We start from the raw sequence: 25996 nt of genomic DNA on the forward strand, positions 1-25996 counted from the left end.
TTGTCTTCTGCTAGGGATAGTAATGGAAAGCCCGTAAAGTTGAAAGACAAATAAAACAAGGATTAGTAAAGCGACCGTAAGGAAGCTTTGACTAATACTATGTTTTATAGGGTTGCAACTGCGGACTTGAAATGGATAGCCCGCTCGAGCAGCCAAACTATCCTCCTTGAGTTGCAGAGATGATGAGAATGTCGTCGGTTTCTTGTATAGGATGGGAATTCCAGTTGGATTTTGGAATCACGGTATTGTTAATGGCTACGGCAATTCCGTTTTGTTTGATGGGAATTTCCAAGTCAAGAAGTGCCTGAACAGTAAGACTGTTAGTTGCAAATTGTTTTGTTTGATTGTTGATTTTGAGCTCCATTCCTTTTGAGTTTAGTATACAGTTATACTTTAGGAATGGCTACAATGACACATAAATGTGCGCAGAAGTCTTCTTACTTTTCCCTACGCTAGTATGAACTAGATCAGGTTCAGAGGGTAATTCTCAGCCTACAATGTTGTAGACACCCCTAAAGTGTGGAGCAAATGTAATAGTTTTTTTGTTTAGATGCTTAAAGTTTAATGTTTAAAGTTATGGTGGCCTAAATGTTTTTTGTGATATTTTCGATAGCTGAAAACTGCCACTGCAATCTGATTACTTAGTTTTCTTCCAGCAATCTTCTACGTGATCATCGACCATTCCCGTTGCTTGCATATGGGCATAAACTACGGTGGATCCCACAAATTTAAACCCGCGTTTTTTCAAATCTTTACTGATAGCGTCAGAAAGTGGAGTGGTGGCAGGTACTCCTTTCAGGGTTTTTCTATTGTTATTTATTGGTTTTCCTTCAGTGAATTCCCAAATGTATTTGGAAAAAGTGCCAAATTCATCTTGTACTTTCATGAAGGCAACCGCATTTGAAACTGCTGCACGAATTTTTAACTGATTGCGAATAATGCCTGCGTCTTGAAGTAATTCCTGGATTTTATCTTCGGTATAAAGAGCGACTTTTTTATAGTCAAAATCATCAAAGGCTAATTTGAAGTTTTCTCTCTTTTTTAAAATTGTAATCCAACTTAACCCGGCTTGAAAGGTTTCCAAAATTAGAAATTCAAATAATTTTTGATCATCATAAACAGGAACTCCCCATTCTTCATCGTGATATTTTTCGTAAATCTCAATACCAACACACCATTTACATCTTATTTTTTCTTCCATGATTTATTCCTTTTCTTCTGATAAATATTTTTTTATAAGGTGGTGTCCCAAATATATTAGCGGGGTCAATAAAATAGCAATTCCTAGTTTGAATGTATAACCCGTCAAAGCGGAAGTTATAAAAGTATCAAAGTTAATTTTTCCGGGTAACCAAAAAGCAATTCCAAGTACAATAAAAGAATCGAATAATTGGGAAACTATAGTGGAACCCGTTGCTCTGAGCCATATTTTTTTATTACCTGTACGGTTTTTGAAAAACCAAAAAATAGTTACATCAATTAATTGAGAAACCAAGAAGGCGATGATACTTCCAACAATTATCCACATGCTTTGTCCAAAAACTGCAAAGAATTGATCGTCGTTTACCGGACTTATTCCTTTTGCTGCGGGAATGCTTATGGCTAAAAACAAAAGGATAAAAGCATAAGCAATTAAACCAGCAGTGATTAAAGACAGTTTTTTTACTCCTTTTTCTCCAAAGTATTCATTGATTAAATCGGTAGTGAGGAAAACTACTGGCCATGGCAAAATTCCGATACTCATAACGAAAGGACCCACTTGTATCAATTTTCCACCAATTAATTCAGCTACAACTGCATTGGTAATGAAGATTCCTGCTAGGATTACGAACACAATATCTTTTTTGGATCTAAACATAAAAAACTATTAGTTTCCCAAATTTAGTATTTTAATTTCTTTTTAGATAATAAAAAAATCCCATCTTGTTTTTACAACAAAATGGGATTTTATATTTGGTTTAGAAAGCTCCTAAAATAAATTAGAGATTCTGAAACAGTCCCGAAACTTCGGGATAGAATAAATTATCCTAAAGCAGCTCTTTTGAAACCTGTAACGATAAGATCTTTATCTAAAGATTTAGCATAAGCAGCAACGCTCATTTTGTTGTCTTTGATATAATCTTGGTTTACTAAAGTATTGTCTTTAAAGAAACGAGCCAATTTACCTTTAGCGATATTGTCTAACATTGCTTCTGGTTTTCCTTCTTGACGTAGGATATCTTTAGCAATTTCTATTTCTTTTTCGATAGTTTCAGCGTCTACACCACTTTCGTCTAATGCGATAGGTGACATAGCTGCAGCTTGCATAGCGATGTTTCTTGCTACTTCATCAGCACCTTCAATTTTTGCAGAAAGACCAACTAAAGTTGCAATTTTGTTTCCAGAGTGGATGTAAGACCCGATAAAAGCACCTTCTAATTTCTCAAAAGTTCTGATTTCTAGTTTTTCACCAATAACTCCAGTTTGCTCGATTAATTTATCAGCAACAGTAACTCCATTGAAGTCAGCTGCTAAAAATGCTTCTTTAGTATCAAAAGTCAATGCTAAATTAGCCATTTCAGTAGCCATTTTTACAAAATTTTCATTCATACCTACGAAGTCAGTTTCACAGTTTAATGTGATAACTACACCAGCAGTTTTGTCAGCATTTACAACAGCAATTGCAGCACCTTCAGTAGATTCTCTATCTGAACGGTTAGCAGCTACTTTTTGTCCTTTTTTACGTAGGTTTTCGATAGCTAAATCAAAATCTCCGTCTGCTTCAACCAAAGCTTTTTTGCAGTCCATCATTCCTGCACCAGTGATTGTTCTTAATTTATTTACGTCTGCAGCAGTAATTGTTGCCATGTTGTATTATTTTTTAAGGTTAAAAGTAAAAAATTCCAAGTTTCAAATCCAATTTCCAATTTTATTAAATTATCAACTTTAGGTTTCTAATTTTTTATGGAGAGGAATTAAAACTTGGAATTAAATGTTTATTTATTCTTCAGTTGCAGTTGGAGCAGCTGCTTCTACAGCAGGAGCTACTTCTACAGCTTCAGCAGCAGGAGCAACAACTTCAGCAGTAGCTTCACCTTCTTTGTCAGAACCTCTATCAGAAAGTCCTTCAACGATTGCAGCTGTAACTAAAGATAAAATTTTATCAATTGATTTAGAAGCATCATCGTTAGATGGGATTACGAATTCAACCTCTCTTGGGTCAGAATTAGTATCCACCATTGCGAAAACTGGAATGTTTAATTTTTGAGCTTCTTTTATTGCGATGTGTTCCGCTTTGATATCAACTACGAACAATGCAGCTGGTAGTCTAGACATGTCAGCGATTGAACCTAAATTTTTCTCTAATTTAGCACGAAGACGATCCACTTGTAAACGCTCTTTTTTAGAAAGGGTCATGAATGTACCATCTTTCTTCATTTTATCAATAGTAGCCATTTTTTTAACAGCTTTACGGATAGTTACGAAGTTAGTTAGCATTCCACCAGGCCATCTTTCAGTGATGTAAGGCATGTTTGCAGCTTTTGCTTTTTCAGCAACGATGTCTTTTGCTTGTTTTTTGGTAGCAACGAATAATATTTTTCTACCTGATGCAGCGATTTTTTTCAAAGCTTCATTAGCTTCTTCAATTTTTGCTGCAGTTTTATATAGATTGATAATGTGAATACCATTACGCTCCATATAAATGTAAGGAGCCATGTTTGGATCCCATTTTCTAGTCATGTGTCCGAAGTGAACACCTGCTTCTAGTAATTCTTTTACTTCTACTTTGTTTGCCATTTTGTTCTAGTTTACGTTCTGTTGATTAGCAATGAATAAATGGCGATTTCTCGGCTTTATACATTTAGATGCTAAACTATTTCCTACCTCAGTAGGAGAGCAACAACAACTGTTTTTTTAAATTCAATAATAAATGAACGATGTCTTGTCCCATTTGAACAAGACAGGTAATATTAACGTTTAGAGAATTGGAATCTCTTACGAGCTTTCTTCTGACCGAATTTCTTACGTTCAACCATTCTTGGATCTCTTGTTAATAAACCTTCTGGTTTCAATATTCCTCTGTTTTCAGCATTTACTTCACACATAACACGTGCTAATGCCATTCTTACAGCTTCTGCTTGACCAGTTGAACCACCACCGTAAACGTTAACTTTTACGTCAAAGTTGCTTACATTTTCTGTCATAGACATTGGTTGTAAAACTTTGTATTGTAAAGTTGCAGTTGGGAAGTATGTTTCGAATGCTTTTTTGTTTACAGTGATTACTCCTGTTCCTTCCGAAACATAAACACGTGCAACAGCGGTTTTTCTTCTACCGATTTTGTGAATAACTCCCATTACTTAAGATCGTTAAGGTTAACTGTTTTAGGTTTTTGAGCGCCTTGTTTGTGCTCTGATCCTACAACAACATTTAAATTTCTAAAAAGTTCAGCTCCTAATTTATTTTTAGGTAACATCCCTTTAATAGCTTTCTCTACTAATAATGCAGGATTTTTAGCTTGCAGTACTTTAGCAGTTAAAGTTCTTTGACCTCCTGGGTAACCAGTGTGACGGATGTATGTTTTTTCATCCATTTTGTTACCTGTAAGGTTGATTTTTTCTGAGTTGATAACGATTACGTTATCACCGCAGTCCACGTGTGGTGTGTAACTTGGTTTGTACTTACCTCTCAAAATCATAGCGACTTTTGAAGCAAGACGACCTAAGTTATGACCATCAGCATCTACAACAATCCACTCTTTTGTAACTGTGGCTTTGCTTGCTGATTGTGTCTTGTAGCTTAATGCGTCCATAATATTTTTTTAATTAAACATTCCATCCCCGATAAAGGGGTTGCAAAAGTACAATTAATTATTTTAAATACAAATACCTTAAAAGATTATTTTCTCCTTGTTTTTACTCTGATAATCAAATGTATATTTAGATTAAATTTAAGATATGTTTTTTCGAATTATACTTATAACAGGTCTTTCAATAATTGTATTACATTTGTTGTCAAATAAAATTTGTATATTCCACTTTTGTAAACGCAGTTTTTACATTATGAAATAACTATTTTGTTTAAGAAACACAATTATTTATCTATTTTAAATTGCCCTTTTTTATAATCATTAAAAAGCAATAAATTCCGACCTATGAAAGCTAAAGCAACTTTAAAACAAATTGCAAAAGAACTAAATGTTTCTGTTTCTACAGTTTCAAAAGCACTTAATGATAGTCCTGAAATTAGTGAATTAACAAAAATTAAAATCAAAGAATACGCAAAACTAAAAAATTACAAACCAAACGTTATTGGTCTAAATCTTAAAAACAGAAAAACAAAAACGATTGGGGTAATTATTCCTAATATTTTGAATTCTTTTTTTGCAAAAGTATTTAGCGGAATTGAAAAAATTGCTGATGAAAAAGGGTACAATGTAATAATGTGTATTTCTAATGAATCATTAGAAAAAGAAGCGCATACTCTTGAAATGTTGAGTAATGGAACCATTGACGGATTTATCTTGTCTGTTTCAGAAGAAGCACAAAAACTTCATGAATACAATCATTTCAAAGAAATTATTAATGATGGTACTCCTATAGTTATGTTCGATAGAATTGCTGAAGGCGTAGAATGTGATAAAGTAATAGTTGATGATTTCGATTCAGCTTTAAATTCTACACAACGTTTAATAGATTTAGGCTGTAAAAACATTGCTTTATTTTCTTCGGTAGATAATTTAAGTGTCGGTAAGTTAAGAGCAGAAGGATATCTTAAGGCATTGGAAAAAAATAATATGCCTGTAAATGAAAATTTAATTATCCGAACTGATTCTGAGGATGATTTGAAAGATAAAATTAAAACTGTTTTTGATAATAATAAAATTGACGGAATCTTTGCTTTGGAAGAAAATGACTCAGTGGCTGCGTTGCGAATTGCCATTAAAAAAGGGTATAAAGTACCGGAAGAAATTTCTATTATAGGATTTGCAGATGGAATTCTTGCTTCCAGAAGATTATCTCCAAGTTTAACGACGGTAAGCCAGCACGGAATTGAAATAGGCGAAGTTGCTGCTAAATTGCTTATCGACAGATTAGAGTCAAAAGAAGAGGATCTACCTTATGAGACAGTGGTAATCAAAACAAAATTGAAAGAAAGAGAATCAACGAGGAAATTGTAATTCGACATAAATTAGTTTAAAAAAATCTCTAATCGTTTTTTAATGATTAGAGATTTTTTTATGAGTATAGATAAAAAGGGGTAATTCTAGTGCGCTTCCAGCCAGTCTTTTCCTGTTCCTAAATCAACATCCAAAGGTACATCGAGCTTGAAAGCATGTTCCATTTCGTATTTTATCATCGGTTGGATTTTTTCGAGTTCCGAATTGTGCACGTCAAACACAAGCTCATCGTGAACCTGCAAGAGCATTTTGCTTTTCCAGTTTTCGGACGTTAGTTTTTTATGAATATTAATCATTGCGATTTTAATGATATCAGCAGCGCTTCCTTGTATCGGGGCATTTACCGCATTTCGTTCTGCGCCACCGCGAACAATTGCATTTTGAGAATTAATATCTTTCAAATAACGACGACGACCCAGAACTGTTTGTACATATCCATTGTCTCTCGCAAAATCAATTTGTTCCTGAATATAGGATTTTAATCTTGGATACGTTTTGTAATACGCTTCAATTAAAGCGGCACTTTCACTTCTGGATAAGGAAGTTTGATTGCTCAATCCAAAAGCCGAAACACCATAAATAATACCGAAATTCACCGTTTTGGCATGACTTCTTTGTTCGCGCGTCACTTCTTCCAGTGGAACATTAAATACTTTTGAAGCGGTAGATTTATGAATGTCTTCATGATTTTGGAATGCCTTAATCATATTTTCTTCACCACTTAATGCGGCAATTACACGCAATTCTATTTGGGAATAATCAGCAGAAACCAAAGTGTAGTTTTCATCTCGGGCCACGAATGCTTTTCTTATTTGTCGGCCACGTTCGGTACGAATAGGAATGTTTTGTAAGTTCGGATTATTCGAACTCAAACGACCTGTTGCAGCCACCGTTTGCATATAATCGGTGTGGATGCGTTGCGTGATTTTATCTACTTGGTTTGGCAAAGCCTCGACATAGGTATTTTGCAGTTTTACCAATTGTCGCCAATCAAGGATGTCTTTTACAATTGGGTTTTCGGTAGACAAATAACTCAAAATTTCCTCTCCGGTTGCATATTGACCGGTCTTGGTTTTCTTTTGTTTTACTCCTCCAATTTTTAATTTATCGAATAAAATATCACCTAATTGTTTTGGAGAAGCCAGATTGAATTTCTCTCCGGCAGTTTCAAAAATGTTTGCTTCTAATATTTTAATGTCATCGTCTAATGTTTTTGAAAGTGATTTCAAGAAATCTACATCTACACGAATCCCTTCCTTTTCCATGTCAGCTAAGACCTTTACCAATGGAATTTCGATTTCCTCAAAAAGTTTTTTGGTGCTGGTTTTGTCTAACTCCAAGGTGAATATTTCCTTGAGTTGTAAGGTTACGTCAGCATCTTCAACAGCATATTCTTTAATTTCTTCCAGTTCAACGTCGCGCATTGATTTCTGGTTTTTTCCTTTTTTTCCAATTAAAGCTTCAATGGATTGAGGAGAATACTTTAAATACGTTTCCGCTAAAATATCCATATTATGGCGCATATCTGGATTAATCAGGTAATGAGCAATCATCGTATCGAATAATTTTCCTTCTACTTTAATGTTGTAATTAGAAAGAATTTTTAAATCATATTTTAAATTTTGTCCAATTTTTTCAATAGATTCATTTTCGAAAAAAGGAATAAATTTTTCGATTAAAGTTTGTGCTTCATCTTGATTTTCTGGAAATGGAACATAGAAACCTTTACCTTTTTCATATGAAAATGAGATTCCAACTAATTCCGCATGCAAAGCATCTAATCCTGTTGTTTCGGTATCAAAACAAACGGAAGTCTGGTTTTGTAAATTTTGCAACAATAATTTTAGTCCTAAATCGCCTTGAATGATTTGATAGGAATGCTCCGTGTTTTCTAACGAATTATAATATTGATGGCGTGTTTCTTCCGAAGTCTCATCTGTAATTGTGCTTCCAAAAAGATCAAATTGTTCCTCGTTTTTGGGTTGTGGTTTTTTATATAATTTGGCTTCATCAACGGGTTTATTCGCTGTTGCAGTTCCGCCTTTTTTAAATATTGCATCAAATTGTTCCGCCATTCTACGAAATTCTAATTCGTTGAAAAGTGCATCTGTTTTTTCAACATCAGGAGTTGATAATTCGTAATCTGTTTCGTCAAAAACTACAGGACAGTCAAGTAAAATAGTAGCCAAGGTTTTAGATAATAATCCTTTTTCTTTATTGGCTTCGATGTTCTCTTTCATTTTTCCTTTTAGCTTATCAGTATTTGCTAAAAGATTTTCCATCGTTCCGAATTCCTTTAATAATTTCTTTGCAGTAACTTCGCCTACACCAGGTAATCCGGGAATATTATCAGCAGCATCGCCCATCATTCCAAGAAAATCAATCACTTGATCTGGTCTTTCAATTTCGAATTTTGCCAATACTTCAGGAATTCCCCAAATTTCTATCCCGTTACCCATTCGGGCAGGTTTATACATGAAAATATTTTCGGAAACTAGTTGTGCAAAATCCTTATCTGGTGTAACCATGAAGACTTTGTAATTCTGTTTTTCGGCTTGTTTAGCAATTGTTCCAATTAAATCATCGGCTTCATAACCTTTGACTTCAATGATTGGAATATGCATGGCTTTCAGTAAATCCTGTATATAAGGAATAGCAATTTTTATAGCTTCTGGAGTAGCATCACGATGGGCTTTATATTCTGGGAATATGTCGTTTCTTAATTGACTTCCGCCATTGTCAAAAGCAACTGCTAAGTGATCTGGTTTTTCTCTTTTTATTACATCCATCAGGGAATTCATGAATCCCATAATAGCCGATGTATCCATTCCTTTAGAATTGATTCGTGGATTTTTTATAAAAGCATAATAGCCTCGAAAGATTAAGGCATAAGCATCGAGAAGGAAAAGACGTTTTTGTTGTGACATGAATTGTGATTTTGTAAAGTTTTCAAAAGTACAAAACTTGTCAGATAAAGAACAGACAGTTTGAAATATTTCTTAGAATTCATGTCTGAATTTACTTTGTGAAGTCGAAAAAATGCAGTGTAAAAATTGCTTAATAGAAAATTTCTTTGAAGAGGGTAAATGCTGTATAATTATAATCTGAGGGAAAATGATTACTTATCTTAAAATAGCAATCATGGTAAATTAAATTTTATAGGATTATAAATATATATTAATAAAATATATGTATTTAATCGATAAAATACGTATTTAAACGTTATATTGTGTAAATTTATTAGATGATGTTAGAGTCTAATGATGTTCTTTATATTTAATCTTTTAATTCGTGTATTATGAAAAAAAATTACTCTGCTAAAATGGTTTTGCAAGCCTCCCTATTATTTTTCATAATAATAACGACAAATGTGTTTGCCCAAGTAGGTATAGGAACTATCACACCCCATGCAAGTTCAGTATTGGATGTTTCATCAACAACCCAAGGGATGTTGACACCCAGAATGACAACAGTTCAACGGACCGAAATTGGATCTCCAGCAGACGGTCTTATAGTGTATGATACGGATTTGAAATCTTTTTATCATTACAATTCAACTTTAACATCTTGGAACAAGATGAGTAGCGAAGCTAATGGCAGACTAAAATTCAAAATTATTAAATCTACAGATGTTTTAGCGACTGTTTTGGCAACAGAATTGGCCGCAGGTGATGGTTCTAAATATCTTTTAGATGCTGGAACGTTGTATGAAATTAATGGTTCAGTCACGGTTAATCTGCCTATAGAATTGAATAATGCTTATCTTATTGGTATGGATGCTGGGGAAGACAAATTAATTAAGGTGTCTGGAGATCTTTTTACGGGTACAACAGGAGGTTCTATCAAGGTATTAACCTTGACAGCAACAAGTGGTAATGTTTTTAATGTTATAGGTACAGGATCTATAGCGTTAGGGACACAAACACAAAGTTTAGTTTTAAGAGATTGTATCGTTGCGAGCTCTTCTAATGTAGGTAAAATTGAAAATTTCGTATTAGCTTTTGTAAGTATCGTACAGTATGTAGGAAATACTACAGGAATTATTTATAAAGATATCAGTAAAGTGTTGCTTAGTAATGCAGCTTGGTTTGGGAATAATTCTGGAACTTATGAAGCATTTCAAGGAACTTTTGGCTTAGTTGAAAAAACGGGTGGATTTAGCCAAGTCTCCGGAGTGAGTGTTGGTCTTGATATCTCAAGCAATCCGACAATTACTGGAGATGCGGTAGTTGAATCGGTTGTTTTTACTGGTACGCTTACAACAGGAAAGTATGTAAAAGGATATACGGTAGGTAGCTATATTGGATATAATTTTAATGATTTTTGGTCAGTACGTTCAACAGGAATTCCAAATGAAGGAGATTCTTTTGCAACAGGAAATTTATATTTGAATAGAACTGTCACTTCTCCTACCCTTACATTTCCTACTGCCACCACAGCATACAAAATACCCGGGACGACAGTTTCTACTAACTTGTATAGGGTTAATGGTGAAACAAATAATAGACTGGCTTATTTAGGTAGAAAATCAAGAACTTTTGCTGTTTCTGCCTCAATATCATTTGAAGCTGCAGGATCTGGCGTGTCAGACTATTTGTTTTTTTTTGTTAAATATTCAACATCTGGCCAGCCAAGTATTATAACATCTTCAGAAACCTATATTGACTCGAATTCTGGTTTTATGCAAAGTTTTCCAGTTACTGGGACCGTACAATTAAATAGCGGTGATTATATTGAATTACATGCAGCAAGACTAACGGGTGCTGATAAAACACTTACGTTTCGTTCTTATAATATGTCTATGAAATAAAAAAAAATTATAATTTGTAAAAATCGTATTGTTTATTTTTAGAATAATGCGGTTTTTTATTTGCTATATATGATTGTTTTTGTCTTTTTAGGGTATTTGTGACTTTATTAAGGTTTAATCAACAGTTAAATTTTAATTAATACCAATCCATTTTAATTAATTGTTTTGTTATTTTGTCTAAAATCTGATTAAAATGATCTTTCGTATCGTATTCTTGTGTTTAATCCTTCTTATTATTGAGCTTTATACTTTTCAAGTTTTGAAAACCTTGATAAAATCAAAGCCAGTATTGTTTTCAATTCAGCTTATAAGCATATTAGTTTTAATATATATTGTTTATTCTTTGATGCAATTTGACCGAAGCGTAGGGCAAACCAAACAAATGATGGTTATCATGGGTTTGCTTCTTATTGTTTATGTTCCAAAATTAATTCTGACTCTTGTATTAATAGGAGAAGATATTTTTAGAGTTGGAGCGGGGTCAGTAAATTATTTTCTAGAGAGGAATGATAGTGTAGCTTTTTTTGCTTCAAGAAGGAAATTTGTCAGTCAGATTGGGTTGGGATTGGCAGCAGTCCCTTTTTTATCACTAATTTATGGAGTGACGATAGGTAAATACAATTATAAAGTAATCAAACAACAGATCTTTTTTCCGGATTTACCTGATGCGTTTGATGGTTTTACAATTACTCAAATATCGGATGTTCATAGCGGAAGTTTTGATAATCCAGAGAAAATAAATTATGCGATAGATTTAGTGAACGAACAGAATTCAGATCTGATTTTGTTTACCGGTGATATTGTAAATACAGATGCTAAGGAAATGCATCCTTGGATTGAAACGTTCAACAGAATAAAAAAACATGAGTATGGAAAATATTCGGTTTTAGGGAATCATGATTATGGGGAGTATGTAACCTGGCCTACAGAAAAGGATAAGGAAGATAATTTTCAAGCCATAAAAAATTTATATGGTGAAATTGATTTTAAACTGTTGTTAAACGAACACACTTTTATTGAAAAAGGGGATGATAAAATTGCATTAATTGGTGTAGAAAATTGGGGGCATAATTTTAAGAAAGCGGGAGATATAAATAAAGCGTCTCAACATGTAAAGAAAGAAGATTTCAAAATTTTGATGAGTCATGACCCTTCTCATTGGGAACATGAAGTGCAGCATCATGATAAACATTTTCACTTAACACTTTCAGGTCATACACACGGAATGCAATTTGGAATAGAAATTCCTGGTTATTTCAAATGGAGTTTGGCGCAATACGTTTACAAGCAATGGGCTGGTTTATATGAAAATGTAGGACGGTATGTTTATGTAAATAGAGGGTTTGGCTTTCATGCTTATCCTGGAAGAGTTGGAATAATGCCTGAAATTACTGTCATCGAACTAAAAAAAGGCAAGGATGTGGCTTAATTCGTTTAAAATGTTACATTTGTAGAATAATTATCTTTTTTTAGTAGATTTAGAAAATTAAATTTTTGCTTTTATGTCAAAATTTGGAGAACTTATAAATACACAAATTCCTGTGTTGATTGACTTTTATACGGATTGGAACGAATCTTCTGTTTCAATGCATCCTGTTATTAGAGATGTTGCTGCAGCGCTTGGCGATAAAGCAAAAGTAATTAAAATAGATGTTGATAAAAACCAAGAATTAGCGGAAGCTTTGCGAATAAAAGGTCTTCCTACGCTAATGATTTATAAAGAGGGTTTAATGATTTGGAGACAATCAGGAGAATTAGATGCTAACACTATTATTAGTATTGTTCAAGAGCAATTTTAGTATTGTTCTTATTTCTGTTTTATAACATCGCAAATAAAGTTGTTTTCGTTTAAATAAGCTAAAGTTCTAGGAAGTGCATATTCTAAGTTTTTGAAGGCTTTTATACTGTCATGAAATACAATTATACTTCCTGATTTTACGTTTGAAAGTACATTTTCTAAACAAGCTTCCTTAGATTGGTTTTGATCGAAATCAGCACTTAGTACATCCCACATTATTATTTGGTATCCTAATTTTCGTATTTGTTTAGATTGAGATGTTTTTATCTTACCATAAGGCGGGCGGAAGAGTTTAGGTTTTAGATTTAAAACTTCAGAATGTTTGTAAATCATTTCCTGACATAACTCTGTGTTCGCTAAATAATCCTGCGTTGCTGTTTTCCAACCATTCAGATGATTGAATGTATGATTCCCTATAGCATGACCGTCACGAATTACTTTTTTGAATAGTTCAGGATGTTTGTTAATATTATCTCCAATACAGAAAAAAGTTGCTTTTGAGTTATGTTTTCTTAACTCCTCTAAAACCCATTCTGTGATTTCTGGAATAGGTCCATCGTCAAAGGTGAGATAAACTTTGTTTTCAGTATTGGGTATATCCCAAATGAAATTTGAGAATATTTGTTTTATAATCTGATTTGTTTTTGTCCAGTAAAAGTTCATTTTTTTTATTTTAAAAGTAAAAAAATGTAGCGACATTTTTCAATATCGCTACATTTTTGCTAGTCAAATTTTATAATTAAATTACTCTTTATCGCGACCAAAACGTTCAAACATTTTAATATACGTGTTGAAAATTATTTTATTTTTATTGTAAAAAGTTGAATCACCGCTTTCTTTCATTACAAGAAGCAAGCTTCTGTAGCGTTCAATATCTGTTATTATGTCTACTGCAATATCGGTTTGATCTACAGCATTAAGATTAACATAGTAGTTTAGATTTTCTTTATATTTTGCCATCAATTTTTCCAGTAGTTCTTGCGCTTTTGCTTTTTCTCCAATAGCATAATATCCTTTGGCAAATGGCTCAACTAGAGAGTAATAGCCAAATTTATCCAAAGGCATTTTTGTCATGGCTAAATCGATAATGCTTTTAGCCTTGTCTTTCTTTCCTTCAGCTATTAACTGGTTCATTAATCGGGCAAGATTCATTCGGTACGTAATACTATTTCTTCTGGTTTCAGGATCATGATAAATTGTTAAACTTTCACTATTTCCCCAATCCCATTTCATAACGTTCGAATACATTTTGTCAGCATCAATCTGTCCCATTTCCATTTGATTGTCATCTTTGCCCATTTTGGTTTTTAAAGGAACTAACTTATAAACCATTCCGTCTAACTGAAGATAATCTTTCATCCATAAATAATCTTCATTGTCAAAGGCGCCACCACTAAAGTAAATAGGTCTTTTCCAGTTGTTATTTGCTACAATATCAAGCATCATCAATCTGTTTTTGTATAACGCATTTCCTTTGATGTCAATGTCGATGTAAGGAACAATTGAATCATTGTATTGGGCAGAAACAACTTTGTTCTTGATGATAGCATTTTTATCAACAGGAATTCTTAATTTGTTTGTTGGGTAAAAATGAATAGTTTGTCCATTTTGCATTTCAACAGTAGATTTTGGGTTTTTAATAAAACTTATAAAGTCTTTTACTTCCCATCTACTTTCTACTTTTGGAATATGAGCTACATAATCCAGTTTGTCTCCTACATATTCATCGTGTATAAACGAAATAGGTAAAGGGTCTGATTCGTATGTCTTGGTTTTCATTTGGTCAATATACCAATCGGTCATGAAAAGACTAGTATTTACAATCTTAACGTCTGTCCTTACTTTTTCAATTTCCTGAGCGTACCAAAGCGGGAAAGTGTCATTGTCTCCAATGGTAAACAGTATTGCATTTGGATCGCAAGAAGTAAGATATGCTTTTGCCATTGCGACTGCGGTATATTTATCAGAACGATCATGGTCATCCCAGTTTTGAGAGGCCATAAGAACCGGAGCGGCTAATAAACTGGCTCCAATGAGTAGTGGTCCAGCTATTTTTGGAGTCAAATATTTACAGGCACTTTCGTATAGTGCATACACTCCAAATCCTATCCAGATGGCAAATACATAGAAAGAACCTACTAAAGCATAATCTCTTTCACGAGGTTCAAAAGGTCTTTCGTTTAAGTAAATTTTTAGTGCTAGACCAGTAAATAAAAATAAGACTAATAAAACATAAAAACTCTTTAAATCTTTATTAGCATGATACATCAAACCAATAAGTCCAAGTATAAAAGGCAAAAAGAAATAGACATTTCGGCCCTTATTATTCAATACATCTGATGGTAAATTATCTTGTGAACCCAGATGCAGGCTGTCAATAAATTTTATTCCGCTAATCCAATTTCCGTCTAAATTATCGTATTTTCCTTGTACGTCGCTTTGGCGCCCAACAAAATTCCACATCAAATACCTCCAATACATATAACCAAATTGGTATTCGAACATAAAACTAAAATTGTCAACCGTTGTTGGTTTTTCTATGATTAAGTAATCGCTATAGCTTTTCAAGAAAGAAACATAACCGTCATTGTCAATTTGTTTTTGGGCATATGCTTGTCTGAATTCAGTTACTGTTTTTTCGACTTCATTTTTTAACTGCGCAATGGCTTTGTTGTATTCTTCTTCGGTTAATTTACTTGGGTCAATACCATATTTTGCTAAATCATCTTCATACGGATAATCTGGATTAATTTTGAATTCTGGAGGGTTTGAGAAATTCATATAATTCGCTACATGGTCGGTACTCCACATTCTAGGTAAAATAGTTTTTTGATTGTCATCACTATTTTGTTCGGCATTTTTAAAATTATTTGTGATGATATATTTGCCTGTTTTATGGTCTCTTTCGTAGTTTGGAGCTTTGTCTAAATAAGGATTGTCTTTGTCTAAACCAGCAAAGGTTTCGGTATATTGAGAACCGTAAAATAAAGGATTTACGCCATATTGCTCTCTGTTATAATAAGCAAGAACTTCAGCGGCATCCGAAGGTTTGTTTTCATTAATTACTGTATTGGCATTCGCTCTGATAGGTAACATCATCCAAGTGGAGAAACCAATTAAAATAAATAAGATACAAAGGATTATTGTATTGTAGAACACCAAACCTTTATGTTTCGTGTATTTTAAACCAAAGTAAAAGAAAGCAATGAATAGAAGTCCAACAAAAATACTCCCTGAATCAAATGGCATTCCCATTTTGTTTACCATAAAAACTTCGGTTTTACCAAAGAAAGCCATTGTTAATGGTAGTAATAATTTGAATATAAATAGTAAAATGGCAATAACTACAATATTTGCAATGATGAAATTTTTGACAGTGACAACTTTATAATGTTTGAAATAATAAAGAAAACCAATGGCTGGGATTGTTAATAAAGCCATGAAATGTACTCCAAACGAAAGTCCTATAACAAGTGAAATGATCAATAACCATTTATTTCCTCTGGGCGTCTCCATGTCTTGTTCCCAGTGTAAACCTAACCAAAATAATAAGGAAATTAATAAAGATGCCATGGCGTAAACCTCGGCTTCCACGGCATTAAACCAAAAACTATCGGAAAAAGTATAGGCTAAGGTGCCTACAAATGAACTGCCTAAAATAACAATATCATTATTTGTATTTGTTTCGGAAAATCTAGAAATTAGTTTTTTTAATAAAATTGTTGAGGACCAATACATAAATAATATAGTAAAGGCACTTGAGAAAACGGACATCATATTGACCATTAACGCAACATGCTGATCGTCTGAAGCAAACATAGCAAAAAAGGCACCAATCATTTGAAATAAAGGCGCTCCAGGTGGATGCCCTACTTCTAATTTTGCTGCTGTGGCAATGTATTCGCCACAATCCCAAAAACTCATTGTGGGTTCAACTGTGAGTGTATATGTTATTAATGCGATTCCAAATGTAAACCAACCTATAATCGTATTCCATTTATTGAAATTGAATGCTGCCATATTTCAGTGCTAAATTGTAGTTAAATTTTGAGTTACAAAGAAAATGTTTTTTTATGTAACGATACGAGCATTAACAAAAATTTCTAAAAAACAAATGAAGTGAAGCAACAGCTTGGTTTCTAGACTTTTTCTAAATTTTAAAGGGTGTTTGTGATTTTTTATGAAATTTTTTTGAATAAAAAGCACTTAAAAATTTGTACAAATTAAAATTTGTATTAAATTTGCACTCGCTTAGCAAAAGCAATGCTGGTCTATGGTGTAATGGTAACACAACTGTTTTTGGTGCAGTCTTTCAAGGTTCGAGTCCTTGTAGACCAACGTAAAGCCTCTCAATTTTTTGAGAGGCTTTTTTTATTGAAAGATTTTGTTGAAGTTTTGAAGTAAATGCTGGATGATTTTTTTTTTGGTATTTTAAGGTTTGTTTTTAGTACTAAAAATCAAATTTTAAAAGTAATTACTGGTTTAACGGTATGGTTTACTAGGTCCTCACTAATACTTCCGTTAAAAAAATGTGCTAATCCAGTTCTGCCATGTGTACAAAGTCCGATTAAATCGGCATTAATAGTATTTGAAAAATTGAGTATTCCATTTTCGACATTCACATCATTAAAAATGTGTAAGGAGTAGTTTTGAATATCAAAATCAGAAATAAAATCACTCATTATTTTTTCGGAAGCTAGGGTTGTTTTGAAATTATTGGGAGTGCAAATCATTACTAAAAATAGATTTACATCAAAAATTTTAGCAAATTCAATCATTTTTTTGAATGGTTTTTTTATCTCTTTCGAAAAATCAGACGCAAAAACGAAATTTCTAGCATCAAATTTGCCGATATCTTTTTTAATAACTAAAACAGGTATGTCTGAAAGGCGTACTACTTTTTCAGTATTGGAACCAATTAGCATTTCTTCAATTCCTGAAGATCCGTGTGATCCCATGATAATTAAATCAATTTTGTTCTTTTTGCAGAATGACAATATGCCATTCGAAGCTCTTTCGAATTGTACAGTTTCGCTAACTGAAATGCCATTTAAATAGGGATGTTCTTTAATTTTTTGAAAGGTTTCGTTTGCTTTTTTTATAAATAGCATTACTTCTGGAATGCCGCTCCCGCCAGAAATAGCGTCGCTCATTTGGCTTGGAAGTTCCAACATGTGCAGTAAGAATATTTCGCAATTATTTTTTTTGGCAATTTGTGCGGCTACTTTCAAGGCGTCCTCGGCGTGTTCTGAAAAATCGGTTGGTACTAAAATTCGTTTCATAATTAAAAAAGTATTAAATTATGTAAAAAACAGTTATTTTAATGCTATATTAAAGGTAAGAAATATTTTAACAGCAATCGATTATTTCAATTAATAAAAAAAAACACTATATTTGCACCGTTATTTATTAAAATCTAGATAATGAGGGGACTAAATGTCCCCTCTTTTTATAAAAATATGACATTTAAAGAAAAAGTAAATACGTTATTGGCGGAATGCCTTTTAGAAAAGCCATCAATTTTTTTGATAGACCTCATTATTACGGATGCTTTCAAGGTTATTGTGACTTTGGACGGAGATAATGGAGTGGCGCTTCAGGATTGTATCGATGTGAGTCGTTTTATAGATAATAATTTGGATCGTGAGGAACAAGATTATTCTTTAGAAGTAGCTTCGGTAGGAGTTGGGTCGGCATTGAAATTAGTAAGACAATACAAGAAAAATATAGGGCGCACATTGATCGTAAAGACTGGGACAGAAATAATTGAAGCGGAATTAGTGGAAGCTAATGATGATTTTGTAATTTTGTCTTGGAAAGCAAGAGAGCCTAAAAAGATAGGAAAAGGAAAGGAAACAGTTCAAAAAGAACTTAAACTGCCTTACGGAGATATTAAAGAAGCAATTGTTACAGTAACATTTTAATTAAAGAATTCGCATGGAAAATTTAGCATTAATCGATTCATTCTCAGAGTTTAAAGACGATAAACTTATTGATCGTGTAACGCTTATGGCAATTTTGGAAGATGTATTTAGAAATGCATTGAAGAAAAAATACGGTTCAGATGATAATTTCGATATCATTATAAATCCTGATAAAGGAGATATGGAGATATGGCAGAGAAGAGTAATCGTTGCTGATGAAGACTTAGATTTTGATCATCTTGAAATTACTTTGACTGAAGCTAGAAAAATTGAGCCTGATTTCGAAATTGGTGAAGAAGTTTCCGAAGAAGTAAAATTAATTGATTTAGGAAGAAGAGCAATTTTAGCTTTACGTCAGAATTTAATTTCTAAAATTCATGAACATGATAACACGAATCTTTACAAACAATTTAAAGATTTAATAGGTGATATCTATACTGCTGAAGTACACCATGTGCGTCCAAGAGTCGTGATTTTGGTTGATGATGAAGGAAATGAAATTATATTACCAAAAGAAAAACAAATACCTTCTGACTTTTTCCGCAAGGGAGATAATGTTAGAGGAATAATAGAAAGCGTTGAATTAAAAGGAAATAAACCTCAAATTATTATGTCCAGAACTTCTGAGAAGTTTTTGGAAAAATTATTTGAACAAGAAATTCCTGAAGTATTTGACGGTTTAATCATGGTTAAAAAAGTGGTAAGAATACCTGGTGAAAAAGCAAAAGTAGCCGTTGATTCTTATGACGATAGAATTGATCCGGTAGGAGCTTGTGTGGGGATGAAAGGATCTCGTATTCATGGAATTGTTCGTGAATTAGGAAACGAAAATATCGATGTTATTAATTACACAAATAACATTCAACTGTATATAACGAGAGCATTAAGTCCTGCAAAAGTGTCTTCTATTAAGATAAATGAAGATACAAAAAGAGCAGAAGTTTTCTTGAAGCTTGAAGAAGTTTCAAAAGCAATTGGTCGTGGCGGACACAATATTAAATTAGCAGGTTTATTGACTGGTTATGAGCTAGACGTTATTCGTGAAGGCGATGTTGCAGGTGCTACTGCTGATGAGGATGATGTTGAATTAACTGAGTTTTCAGATGAAATCGAAGACTGGGTTATTGAAGAATTTGCAAAAATTGGTTTGGATACAGCAAAAAGTATCTTAAAACAAGAAGTAGAAGATTTAGTAAGAAGAACAGACCTGGAAGAGGAAACTATTCTGGATGTAATGAGAATATTGAAAGAAGAATTTGACAGTTAGTCAATGTGTCTTCAACGATAAACATGCCACTTTACAATTAATTCTTGCTCGGTAGGTATCGAGTTGGGAGTAAAGTGAGGAATAACAAAAAAGGTAATAATAAAAAGGTTTTATGTCTGAAGAGAGAATTATTAGAATAAACAAAGTTTTAAGGGAATTGAATATTTCTTTAGAAAGAGCTGTGGATTATCTAAAAGATAAGGGGATTGCTATTGAAGCAAATCCAAACGCAAAAATTTCTGATGATGTATACAATGTCTTGTGCGGTCAGTTTGCAGGTGACAAAGGGAATAAGGAGGCTTCTAAAGAAGTAGGGGAAGAGAAAAGAAAAGAAAAAGAAGCTTTGCGTTTAGAACGAGAGAAAGAAATCGAAGACAAACGTAAAATAGAGGAAGAGCGTCTTAAGCAGCAAGAGGTTATAAAAGCGAGAGCTGTTATAGCAGGTCCTGTTCAAGTGGGTAAGATTGATCTTAATCCTAAGAAACCTTCAATCGTTCCACCTGTAAAAGCTGTTGAAAAAGCGGAGATTCCCGTGGCTAAAGTGCCTGAGGTAAAAGCTGTTCAAAAAGAAGTTTCAGCAGAAAAACCGTCACCAGAAAAACCTTTGGAAGAAAAAGTTGTTTCAGACAAAAAAGAGGTAAAACCTGTTGTTGGGATAAAAGAGGTTAAAACAGAGACTGTAAAAGAAGTCCCTGCTGAACCAAAAGTGGTTGCGAAAACCGAAGCAGTTAAGGTTGATGAAGCACCTGTTGATGAAACCATCACAACGCAATATCAAAAACTATCGGGAACTACTTTAACGGGTCAAATAATTGATTTATCTCAATTCAACAAACCGAAAAAGAAAAAAGAAGAGCCAAAAATCACTCCGAATAAACCCGGTGCTCCAGGTTCGGCTGCAGCCAATGCAAATAAAAACAAGCGTAAAAGGATTGCTCCTAAACCGGGTGCTCCTAGACCGCCTGCAACACCGGGAGTTCCTGGTGCGCCAAATCCTAATAAGATTACACCTAATGTAGGTGGCGGTGGATTCAATGCTAACAGAAGTGCAAGACCTGGTTTTGTAAAAGGAAACAGACCTGCAATTGTTGCAAAAGTGGAGCCTACTGAAGAAGAAGTTAAAAATCAGATTAGAGAGACTTTAGAAAAATTACAAGGTAAAGGTGGTAAATCTAAAGCGGCTAAATATAGAAGAGATAAAAGAGATACGCACCGTCAGAAATCTGATGATGAGCAAAGAGCTATTGACGAAGGAAGTAAAACTATTAAGGTTACTGAGTTTGTTACTGTAGGTGAAATTGCTATCATGATGGATGTGCCAATTACTAAAGTTATTGGTACGTGTATGTCACTTGGAATCATGGTTACCATGAATCAACGTCTTGATGCAGAAACATTGACTATCGTTGCTGATGAATTTGGTTATGAAGTTGAATTTATCACTGTAGACATCGAAGAAGCAATTCAGGTTGTTGAAGACAGAGAAGAAGATTTAGTTTTCAGAGCGCCAATTGTAACGGTAATGGGGCACGTCGATCACGGTAAAACATCGTTACTGGATTACATTCGTAAAGAAAACGTAATTGCAGGTGAGTCTGGAGGAATAACACAACATATTGGTGCCTACGGAGTAACTTTAGATAACGGACAAAAAATTGCATTCTTAGATACACCGGGTCACGAAGCGTTTACTGCGATGCGTGCGCGTGGTGCTCAAGTTACAGATATTGCTATTATTGTGATTGCTGCTGATGATGACATCATGCCGCAAACTAAAGAAGCAATTAGCCATGCTCAAGCAGCTGGGGTTCCTATCATATTTGCTATCAATAAAATTGATAAGCCAAATGCTAATCCTGAAAAAGTAAAAGAAAGATTAGCAGGTATGAATTTACTTGTAGAAGATTGGGGAGGAAAAATTCAATCACATGATATTTCTGCGAAAGTAGGTACTGGTGTTAAAGAATTATTAGAAAAAGTATTGTTAGAAGCGGAACTTTTAGATTTGAAAGCAAATCCAAATAAAGCGGCTTCTGGAACTGTTGTTGAGGCTTTCCTTGATAAAGGAAAAGGATATGTTTCTACGATATTAGTTCAAAACGGAACTTTGAAAATTGGAGATTATATGTTGGCTGGTAAGCATCATGGTAAAATTAAAGCCATGCATGATGAAAGAGGGAATGTAGTTACTGTTGCGGGTCCTTCGACTCCAGTTTCAGTTCTAGGTCTTGATGGAGCAGCAACTGCGGGTGATAAGTTCAATATTTTTGAAGATGAGAAAGAAGCTAAACAAATTGCTTCAAAACGTTCTCAATTGATGCGTGAGCAATCCGTACGTACACAACGTCATATTACATTAGATGAAATTGGACGTAGAATTGCATTGGGTCAATTTAAAGAATTGAACATTATCCTTAAAGGAGATGTAGATGGTTCTGTTGAAGCATTGTCTGATTCGTTCTCTAAATTATCTACTGAAGAAATTCAAATTAATATTATTCATAAAGGTGTTGGGGCAATTACAGAAACTGACGTAATGTTAGCTTCTGCTTCAGATGCAATTATTATCGGATTTAATGTTCGTCCTGCAGGAAATGCAAGACAATTAGCTGACAAAGAGGAAATCGATATCCGTTACTACTCTATTATTTATGCAGCGATCGATGACTTGAAAGATGCAATGGAAGGAATGTTAGCTCCTGAAATGAAAGAAGAAATTCTTGGTACTGCTGAGATTAGAGAGATATTCAAAATCTCTAAAGTTGGTTCAATTGCAGGTTGTATGGTAATGGATGGTAAAATTGCCAGAAGTGCTAAAATGAGAATCATTAGAGAAGGTGTTGTTGTGTTTACAGGAGAATTGTTAGCGTTGAAACGTTTCAAAGATGATGTAAAAGAAGTAGCTAAAGGATACGATTGTGGTATTCAAGTAAAAGGTTATAATGACATTGAAGAAAGAGATGTTATTGAATCGTACCATGAGGTAGCAGTTAAAAAGAAATTGAAATAAAATTTCAATATATTAAAAATTAAAATCCCGATTCGTCGGGATTTTTTTTTACCTTAGGGTTAATGTTTTGATATAAATAGAGTTATGCTATTGTGGAAGTGACAGTTGAAAATATTTATAAACGTAATAAAAATCAAATGAATTATGAATAAGACATTAGTATTATTAAGTATGTTTTTTTTTAAAGCAATTGTAAGTGCGCAATTTCAACCTGTAGCAACTCCAGTTGCAGAAAAAAAAGTACATTGGCGTACAATTCACGATGACAAAGTATTGGACAATTATTATTGGATGTATGATTATTTTGGAAAAGGGCCTGATAGTACTAAAGTGGTTGATTATTTGAAAGCGGAAAATGCATATTTAGAAATTTCAATGATCGGTACGAAAAAGATGCAAGTCGATTTGTTCCAGGAAATGAAAGCCAGAATAAAAGAAAAAGATGAAAGTTTACCAGTCTTTAAAAATGGGTATTACTATTATTCAAGAACGGAAGAAGGAAAGCAATATTACAAATACTGTCGTAAAAAAGGAAGCTTGGATGCTGTAGAAGAAGTGTTGCTGGATATTGATAAAATGGCCGAAGGACATCCTTATTATGCTGCTTCAGGATTTGCTGTAAGCGAAAATAATAAACTATTGGCTTTTGGGGTGGATGAAGTAAGCAGAAGACAATATACTATCTATATAAAAAATCTTGAAACAGGTAAAATCCTGAAAGACATTGTTGTAAATACAGAAGGTGATCCTTGTTGGGCTAATGATAACAAAACATTTTTTTATACGTTCAAAAACCCTATAACACTTTTGTCTGAAAAGATAAAGCGCCATGTGTTGGGTTCTGTAAAAGATGTTATTGTATACGACGAAAAAGATAAGAGTAACTATATAGGTGTTGGGAAAAGCAAAAACAGTAAATACATTTTCATTGTATCCCGTTCAACCATGTCTTCAGAATTTAGAATGATTGATGCTTTAAAACCAAATGATGTATTTAAAGTATTTCAGCAACGTATGAAAGATGTTTTATATGATATTGTCCCATTGGTAGATAAGTTTTTAATTCGGACTAATAAAGATAGGGCTTTGAATTTTAAATTAATGGAATGTTCATTAAATAATACCAATGCGGACAATTGGAAAGAAGTTATACCACATCGAAAAGAGGTATTGCTGCAGGACATAGAAGAATTTAAAGATTTTATCGTTATTAATGAACGAAAAGGTGGATTGGTAACCATGTGTGTTAAGAATTTAATAGATAATTCGGAACATTACCTTAATTTTGGAGAAGCAACTTACACAGCTTATTTCGGTGCAAATCAAGAATACAACAGCACAACTTTACGTTACGGTTACACTTCCTTAACTATCCCCAATTCCACTTATGATTATAACCTATTGACCCGTGACAAAAAGCTGATGAAACAACAGGAAGTCATTGGGGATTATAAAGCTTCCGAATATGTTTCGGAACGTTTGTATGCCACTGCAATTGATGGAACAAAGATTCCAATCTCATTAGTGTATAAAAAAGGTTTTAAGAAAGACGGTAAAGCGCCATTGCTGCTTTATTCTTATGGTAGTTATGGGAGTAGCTCGGATGCGGGTTTCAGCAGTACGCGTTTAAGTTTGTTAGACAGAGGTTTTGTTTTTGCGATTGCGCACATACGTGGTGGTCAAGAAATGGGGAGGCAATGGTATGAAGACGGTAAAATGATGAAAAAGAAAAATACCTTCACGGATTTTATTGATTGTGGTCAATTCTTAATCAATGAAAACTATACTAGCAAAGATCATTTGTATGCTAATGGAGGAAGTGCTGGGGGATTACTAATGGGTGCAGTTGCAAATATGGCTCCGGAAATGTGGCATGGAATTATTGCGGCTGTACCGTTTGTAGATGTTGTTAACACGATGTTGGACGAAAGTATTCCGTTGACCACAAATGAATTTGACGAATGGGGAAATCCGAAAAATAAAGAAGCCTATTTTTATATGAAGAGTTATAGTCCATATGAAAATATCGAAGCGAAAAGGTATCCAAATATGTTAGTAACCACAGGATTACATGACAGTCAAGTGCAATATTTTGAACCTGCAAAATGGGTTGCTAAACTAAGAGCCACAAAAACGGATAATAATGTTTTGTTACTTAAAACGAATATGGAATTTGGCCACGGCGGTGCGAGTGGACGTTTTGATTATTTAAAAGATGTATCTCTAGCCTATTCGTTCTTATTCACCTTAGAAGGAATCATTAAGTAGTTTGGGTATCCGCTCTTCTAAGTGCTAGTCAGGAATGCTGTAAATGTCTCTGATTTTGTACCCGTAATGATGGTTAAAAAACAAAAAAGCAACTTTATTCGACTTGCTTTTTTTAGTTGTTTTTTATTGGTGATTTCTTTTGAATGTTGCAATTTAAAATAAAGATAAATTTTATTTGTTAGGTTTTATCAAATGCACGTTATTGTATTTTTTTCTAATCTCAATTAGATTTCTTTCTGCTTCAATCCGTGTTTTAAAATTCCCAATCCAAACCTTATAGTTAGGGGTGTTGAATACGATTGTTCCGTCGATGTCGCTAAATTCTTGTTTGAATTCGATCAATGTTTTCTTTGCCTTTTCACTTTCGCCACTAAAAATTTGAATTTTATACCGGTCATTTACAGCATTTGAAACGTTTGTTTTTCTTTTTTCATTTAGTAATTGTTCGAATTTAGGGTCTTGACTTACTGAGATATTTGCATCTTGGGCATTTATATAGCTTGTGGTGAGGCATAAAGTAACTGCGTAAAAAAAGGCTTTTCTATTTGTTAAAATTCTCATAATGTGATAGTTTTTGTGCAAAAGTACTATTTATAGATTGAAACGAAATAATAAATATTATTTAGAATTAATATAAATTGAATTTAAGACTATTTTAAGGTTTTGAGAATAGTTCTTAAGTCGTATTTTTGTCCAAGTTTTAAAATAATGTATTCGTTTTTTCTCAAAATGTTTATAGAAAAAACCGTACCAATTTTA

At 33.5% G+C, this 25996-nt stretch carries 20 protein-coding genes, 1 tRNA gene and 1 riboswitch; of the genes, 9 read left to right on the forward strand and 12 right to left on the reverse strand.

The genetic code is table 11. From position 1 onward, the window contains the following. Positions 1–157: 157 nt before the first annotated feature. From thiS to rplM, 7 genes are all read right to left on the reverse strand, one after another. Positions 158–364, reverse strand: coding sequence for a sulfur carrier protein ThiS (gene thiS / locus ACM55F_RS01475; RefSeq protein WP_416851921.1), 207 nt, complete (start codon positions 362–364; stop codon positions 158–160). A gap of 63 nt (positions 365–427) precedes the next feature. Beyond that, positions 428–524: riboswitch (TPP riboswitch) on the reverse strand. A 113-nt stretch (positions 525–637) separates the two neighbouring features. Next, the gene (locus ACM55F_RS01480; RefSeq protein ID WP_416851922.1) at positions 638–1201 is read right to left on the reverse strand and encodes a DNA-3-methyladenine glycosylase I; all 564 of its coding nucleotides are present in this window, start codon (positions 1199–1201) and stop codon (positions 638–640) included. A 3-nt stretch (positions 1202–1204) separates the two neighbouring features. Beyond that, positions 1205–1858: a queuosine precursor transporter gene (locus tag ACM55F_RS01485; protein ID WP_416851923.1), complete on the reverse strand. Its 654-nt coding sequence runs from the start codon at positions 1856–1858 to the stop codon at positions 1205–1207. Between the two features lie 164 nt (positions 1859–2022). After that, the gene (tsf, locus tag ACM55F_RS01490) at positions 2023–2847 is read right to left on the reverse strand and encodes a translation elongation factor Ts (RefSeq protein ID WP_416835958.1); all 825 of its coding nucleotides are present in this window, start codon (positions 2845–2847) and stop codon (positions 2023–2025) included. Between the two features lie 132 nt (positions 2848–2979). Next, positions 2980–3777: a 30S ribosomal protein S2 gene (rpsB, locus tag ACM55F_RS01495; RefSeq protein ID WP_039108714.1), complete on the reverse strand. Its 798-nt coding sequence runs from the start codon at positions 3775–3777 to the stop codon at positions 2980–2982. A gap of 173 nt (positions 3778–3950) precedes the next feature. Beyond that, complete coding sequence (gene rpsI, locus ACM55F_RS01500; RefSeq protein WP_035669712.1) at positions 3951–4337, reverse strand: 30S ribosomal protein S9; 387 nt, start codon at positions 4335–4337, stop codon at positions 3951–3953. Beyond that, entirely contained in the window at positions 4337–4792 is a 456-nt protein-coding gene (rplM, locus tag ACM55F_RS01505) for a 50S ribosomal protein L13 (protein ID WP_073204674.1), read from the reverse strand. The genes rpsI and rplM overlap by 1 nt, the downstream gene beginning before the upstream one ends. A gap of 342 nt (positions 4793–5134) precedes the next feature. Between rplM and ACM55F_RS01510 the strand changes: the two genes are divergently transcribed. After that, entirely contained in the window at positions 5135–6160 is a 1026-nt protein-coding gene (locus ACM55F_RS01510; RefSeq protein ID WP_416851925.1) for a LacI family DNA-binding transcriptional regulator, read from the forward strand. A gap of 86 nt (positions 6161–6246) precedes the next feature. Here the strand turns inward: ACM55F_RS01510 and polA are convergent, their stop codons facing one another. Next, positions 6247–9087 carry a DNA polymerase I gene (polA, locus tag ACM55F_RS01515; protein ID WP_416851926.1) on the reverse strand — a complete coding sequence of 947 codons (2841 nt, stop codon included), beginning with the start codon at positions 9085–9087 and terminating at the stop codon, positions 6247–6249. A 371-nt stretch (positions 9088–9458) separates the two neighbouring features. Here polA and ACM55F_RS01520 point away from each other — a divergent pair, with 371 nt between their 5' ends. The 3 genes from ACM55F_RS01520 to ACM55F_RS01530 all read left to right on the forward strand — a co-directional run bounded on the left by ACM55F_RS01520 (position 9459) and on the right by ACM55F_RS01530 (position 12769). Continuing rightward, entirely contained in the window at positions 9459–10970 is a 1512-nt protein-coding gene (locus ACM55F_RS01520; RefSeq protein ID WP_416851927.1) for a hypothetical protein, read from the forward strand. Positions 10971–11163: 193 nt separating this feature from the next. Further along, the gene (locus tag ACM55F_RS01525) at positions 11164–12399 is read left to right on the forward strand and encodes a metallophosphoesterase (protein ID WP_416851928.1); all 1236 of its coding nucleotides are present in this window, start codon (positions 11164–11166) and stop codon (positions 12397–12399) included. Positions 12400–12472: 73 nt separating this feature from the next. Next, entirely contained in the window at positions 12473–12769 is a 297-nt protein-coding gene (locus ACM55F_RS01530; protein WP_039108730.1) for a thioredoxin family protein, read from the forward strand. 8 nt (positions 12770–12777) lie between these two features. Here the strand turns inward: ACM55F_RS01530 and ACM55F_RS01535 are convergent, their stop codons facing one another. Further along, positions 12778–13431, reverse strand: a complete 654-nt coding sequence (locus tag ACM55F_RS01535) for a polysaccharide deacetylase family protein (RefSeq protein WP_416851930.1) — start codon at positions 13429–13431, stop codon at positions 12778–12780. 81 nt (positions 13432–13512) lie between these two features. After that, a complete protein-coding gene (locus ACM55F_RS01540; protein ID WP_416851932.1) occupies positions 13513–16788 on the reverse strand; it encodes a glycosyltransferase family 117 protein in 3276 nt (1091 codons plus the stop codon). 247 nt (positions 16789–17035) lie between these two features. Between ACM55F_RS01540 and ACM55F_RS01545 the strand changes: the two genes are divergently transcribed. Beyond that, a tRNA-Gln gene (locus ACM55F_RS01545) sits at positions 17036–17106 on the forward strand. A 119-nt stretch (positions 17107–17225) separates the two neighbouring features. Here the strand turns inward: ACM55F_RS01545 and ACM55F_RS01550 are convergent. Beyond that, positions 17226–18050, reverse strand: coding sequence for a universal stress protein (locus tag ACM55F_RS01550; protein ID WP_416851933.1), 825 nt, complete (start codon positions 18048–18050; stop codon positions 17226–17228). A gap of 177 nt (positions 18051–18227) precedes the next feature. Between ACM55F_RS01550 and rimP the strand changes: the two genes are divergently transcribed. From rimP to ACM55F_RS01570, 4 genes are all read left to right on the forward strand, one after another. Beyond that, on the forward strand, positions 18228–18692 hold the full coding sequence (rimP, locus tag ACM55F_RS01555) for a ribosome assembly cofactor RimP (RefSeq protein ID WP_416851934.1): 465 nt from the start codon (positions 18228–18230) through the stop codon (positions 18690–18692). Positions 18693–18705: 13 nt separating this feature from the next. Continuing rightward, a complete protein-coding gene (gene nusA, locus ACM55F_RS01560; protein WP_416851935.1) occupies positions 18706–19959 on the forward strand; it encodes a transcription termination factor NusA in 1254 nt (417 codons plus the stop codon). Between the two features lie 112 nt (positions 19960–20071). After that, positions 20072–22969 carry a translation initiation factor IF-2 gene (gene infB / locus ACM55F_RS01565; protein WP_416851936.1) on the forward strand — a complete coding sequence of 966 codons (2898 nt, stop codon included), beginning with the start codon at positions 20072–20074 and terminating at the stop codon, positions 22967–22969. A gap of 144 nt (positions 22970–23113) precedes the next feature. Further along, entirely contained in the window at positions 23114–25237 is a 2124-nt protein-coding gene (locus ACM55F_RS01570; protein ID WP_416851937.1) for a S9 family peptidase, read from the forward strand. A 171-nt stretch (positions 25238–25408) separates the two neighbouring features. Here ACM55F_RS01570 and ACM55F_RS01575 read toward each other — a convergent pair whose 3' ends face one another. Next, positions 25409–25798 (reverse strand): SPOR domain-containing protein, encoded by a 390-nt coding sequence (locus tag ACM55F_RS01575; protein WP_416851938.1) that lies wholly within the window; start codon positions 25796–25798, stop codon positions 25409–25411. Positions 25799–25996 lie beyond the last annotated feature (198 nt).

The organism is Flavobacterium melibiosi, from assembly GCF_048158545.1.
Lineage (GTDB): Bacteria > Bacteroidota > Bacteroidia > Flavobacteriales > Flavobacteriaceae > Flavobacterium > Flavobacterium melibiosi.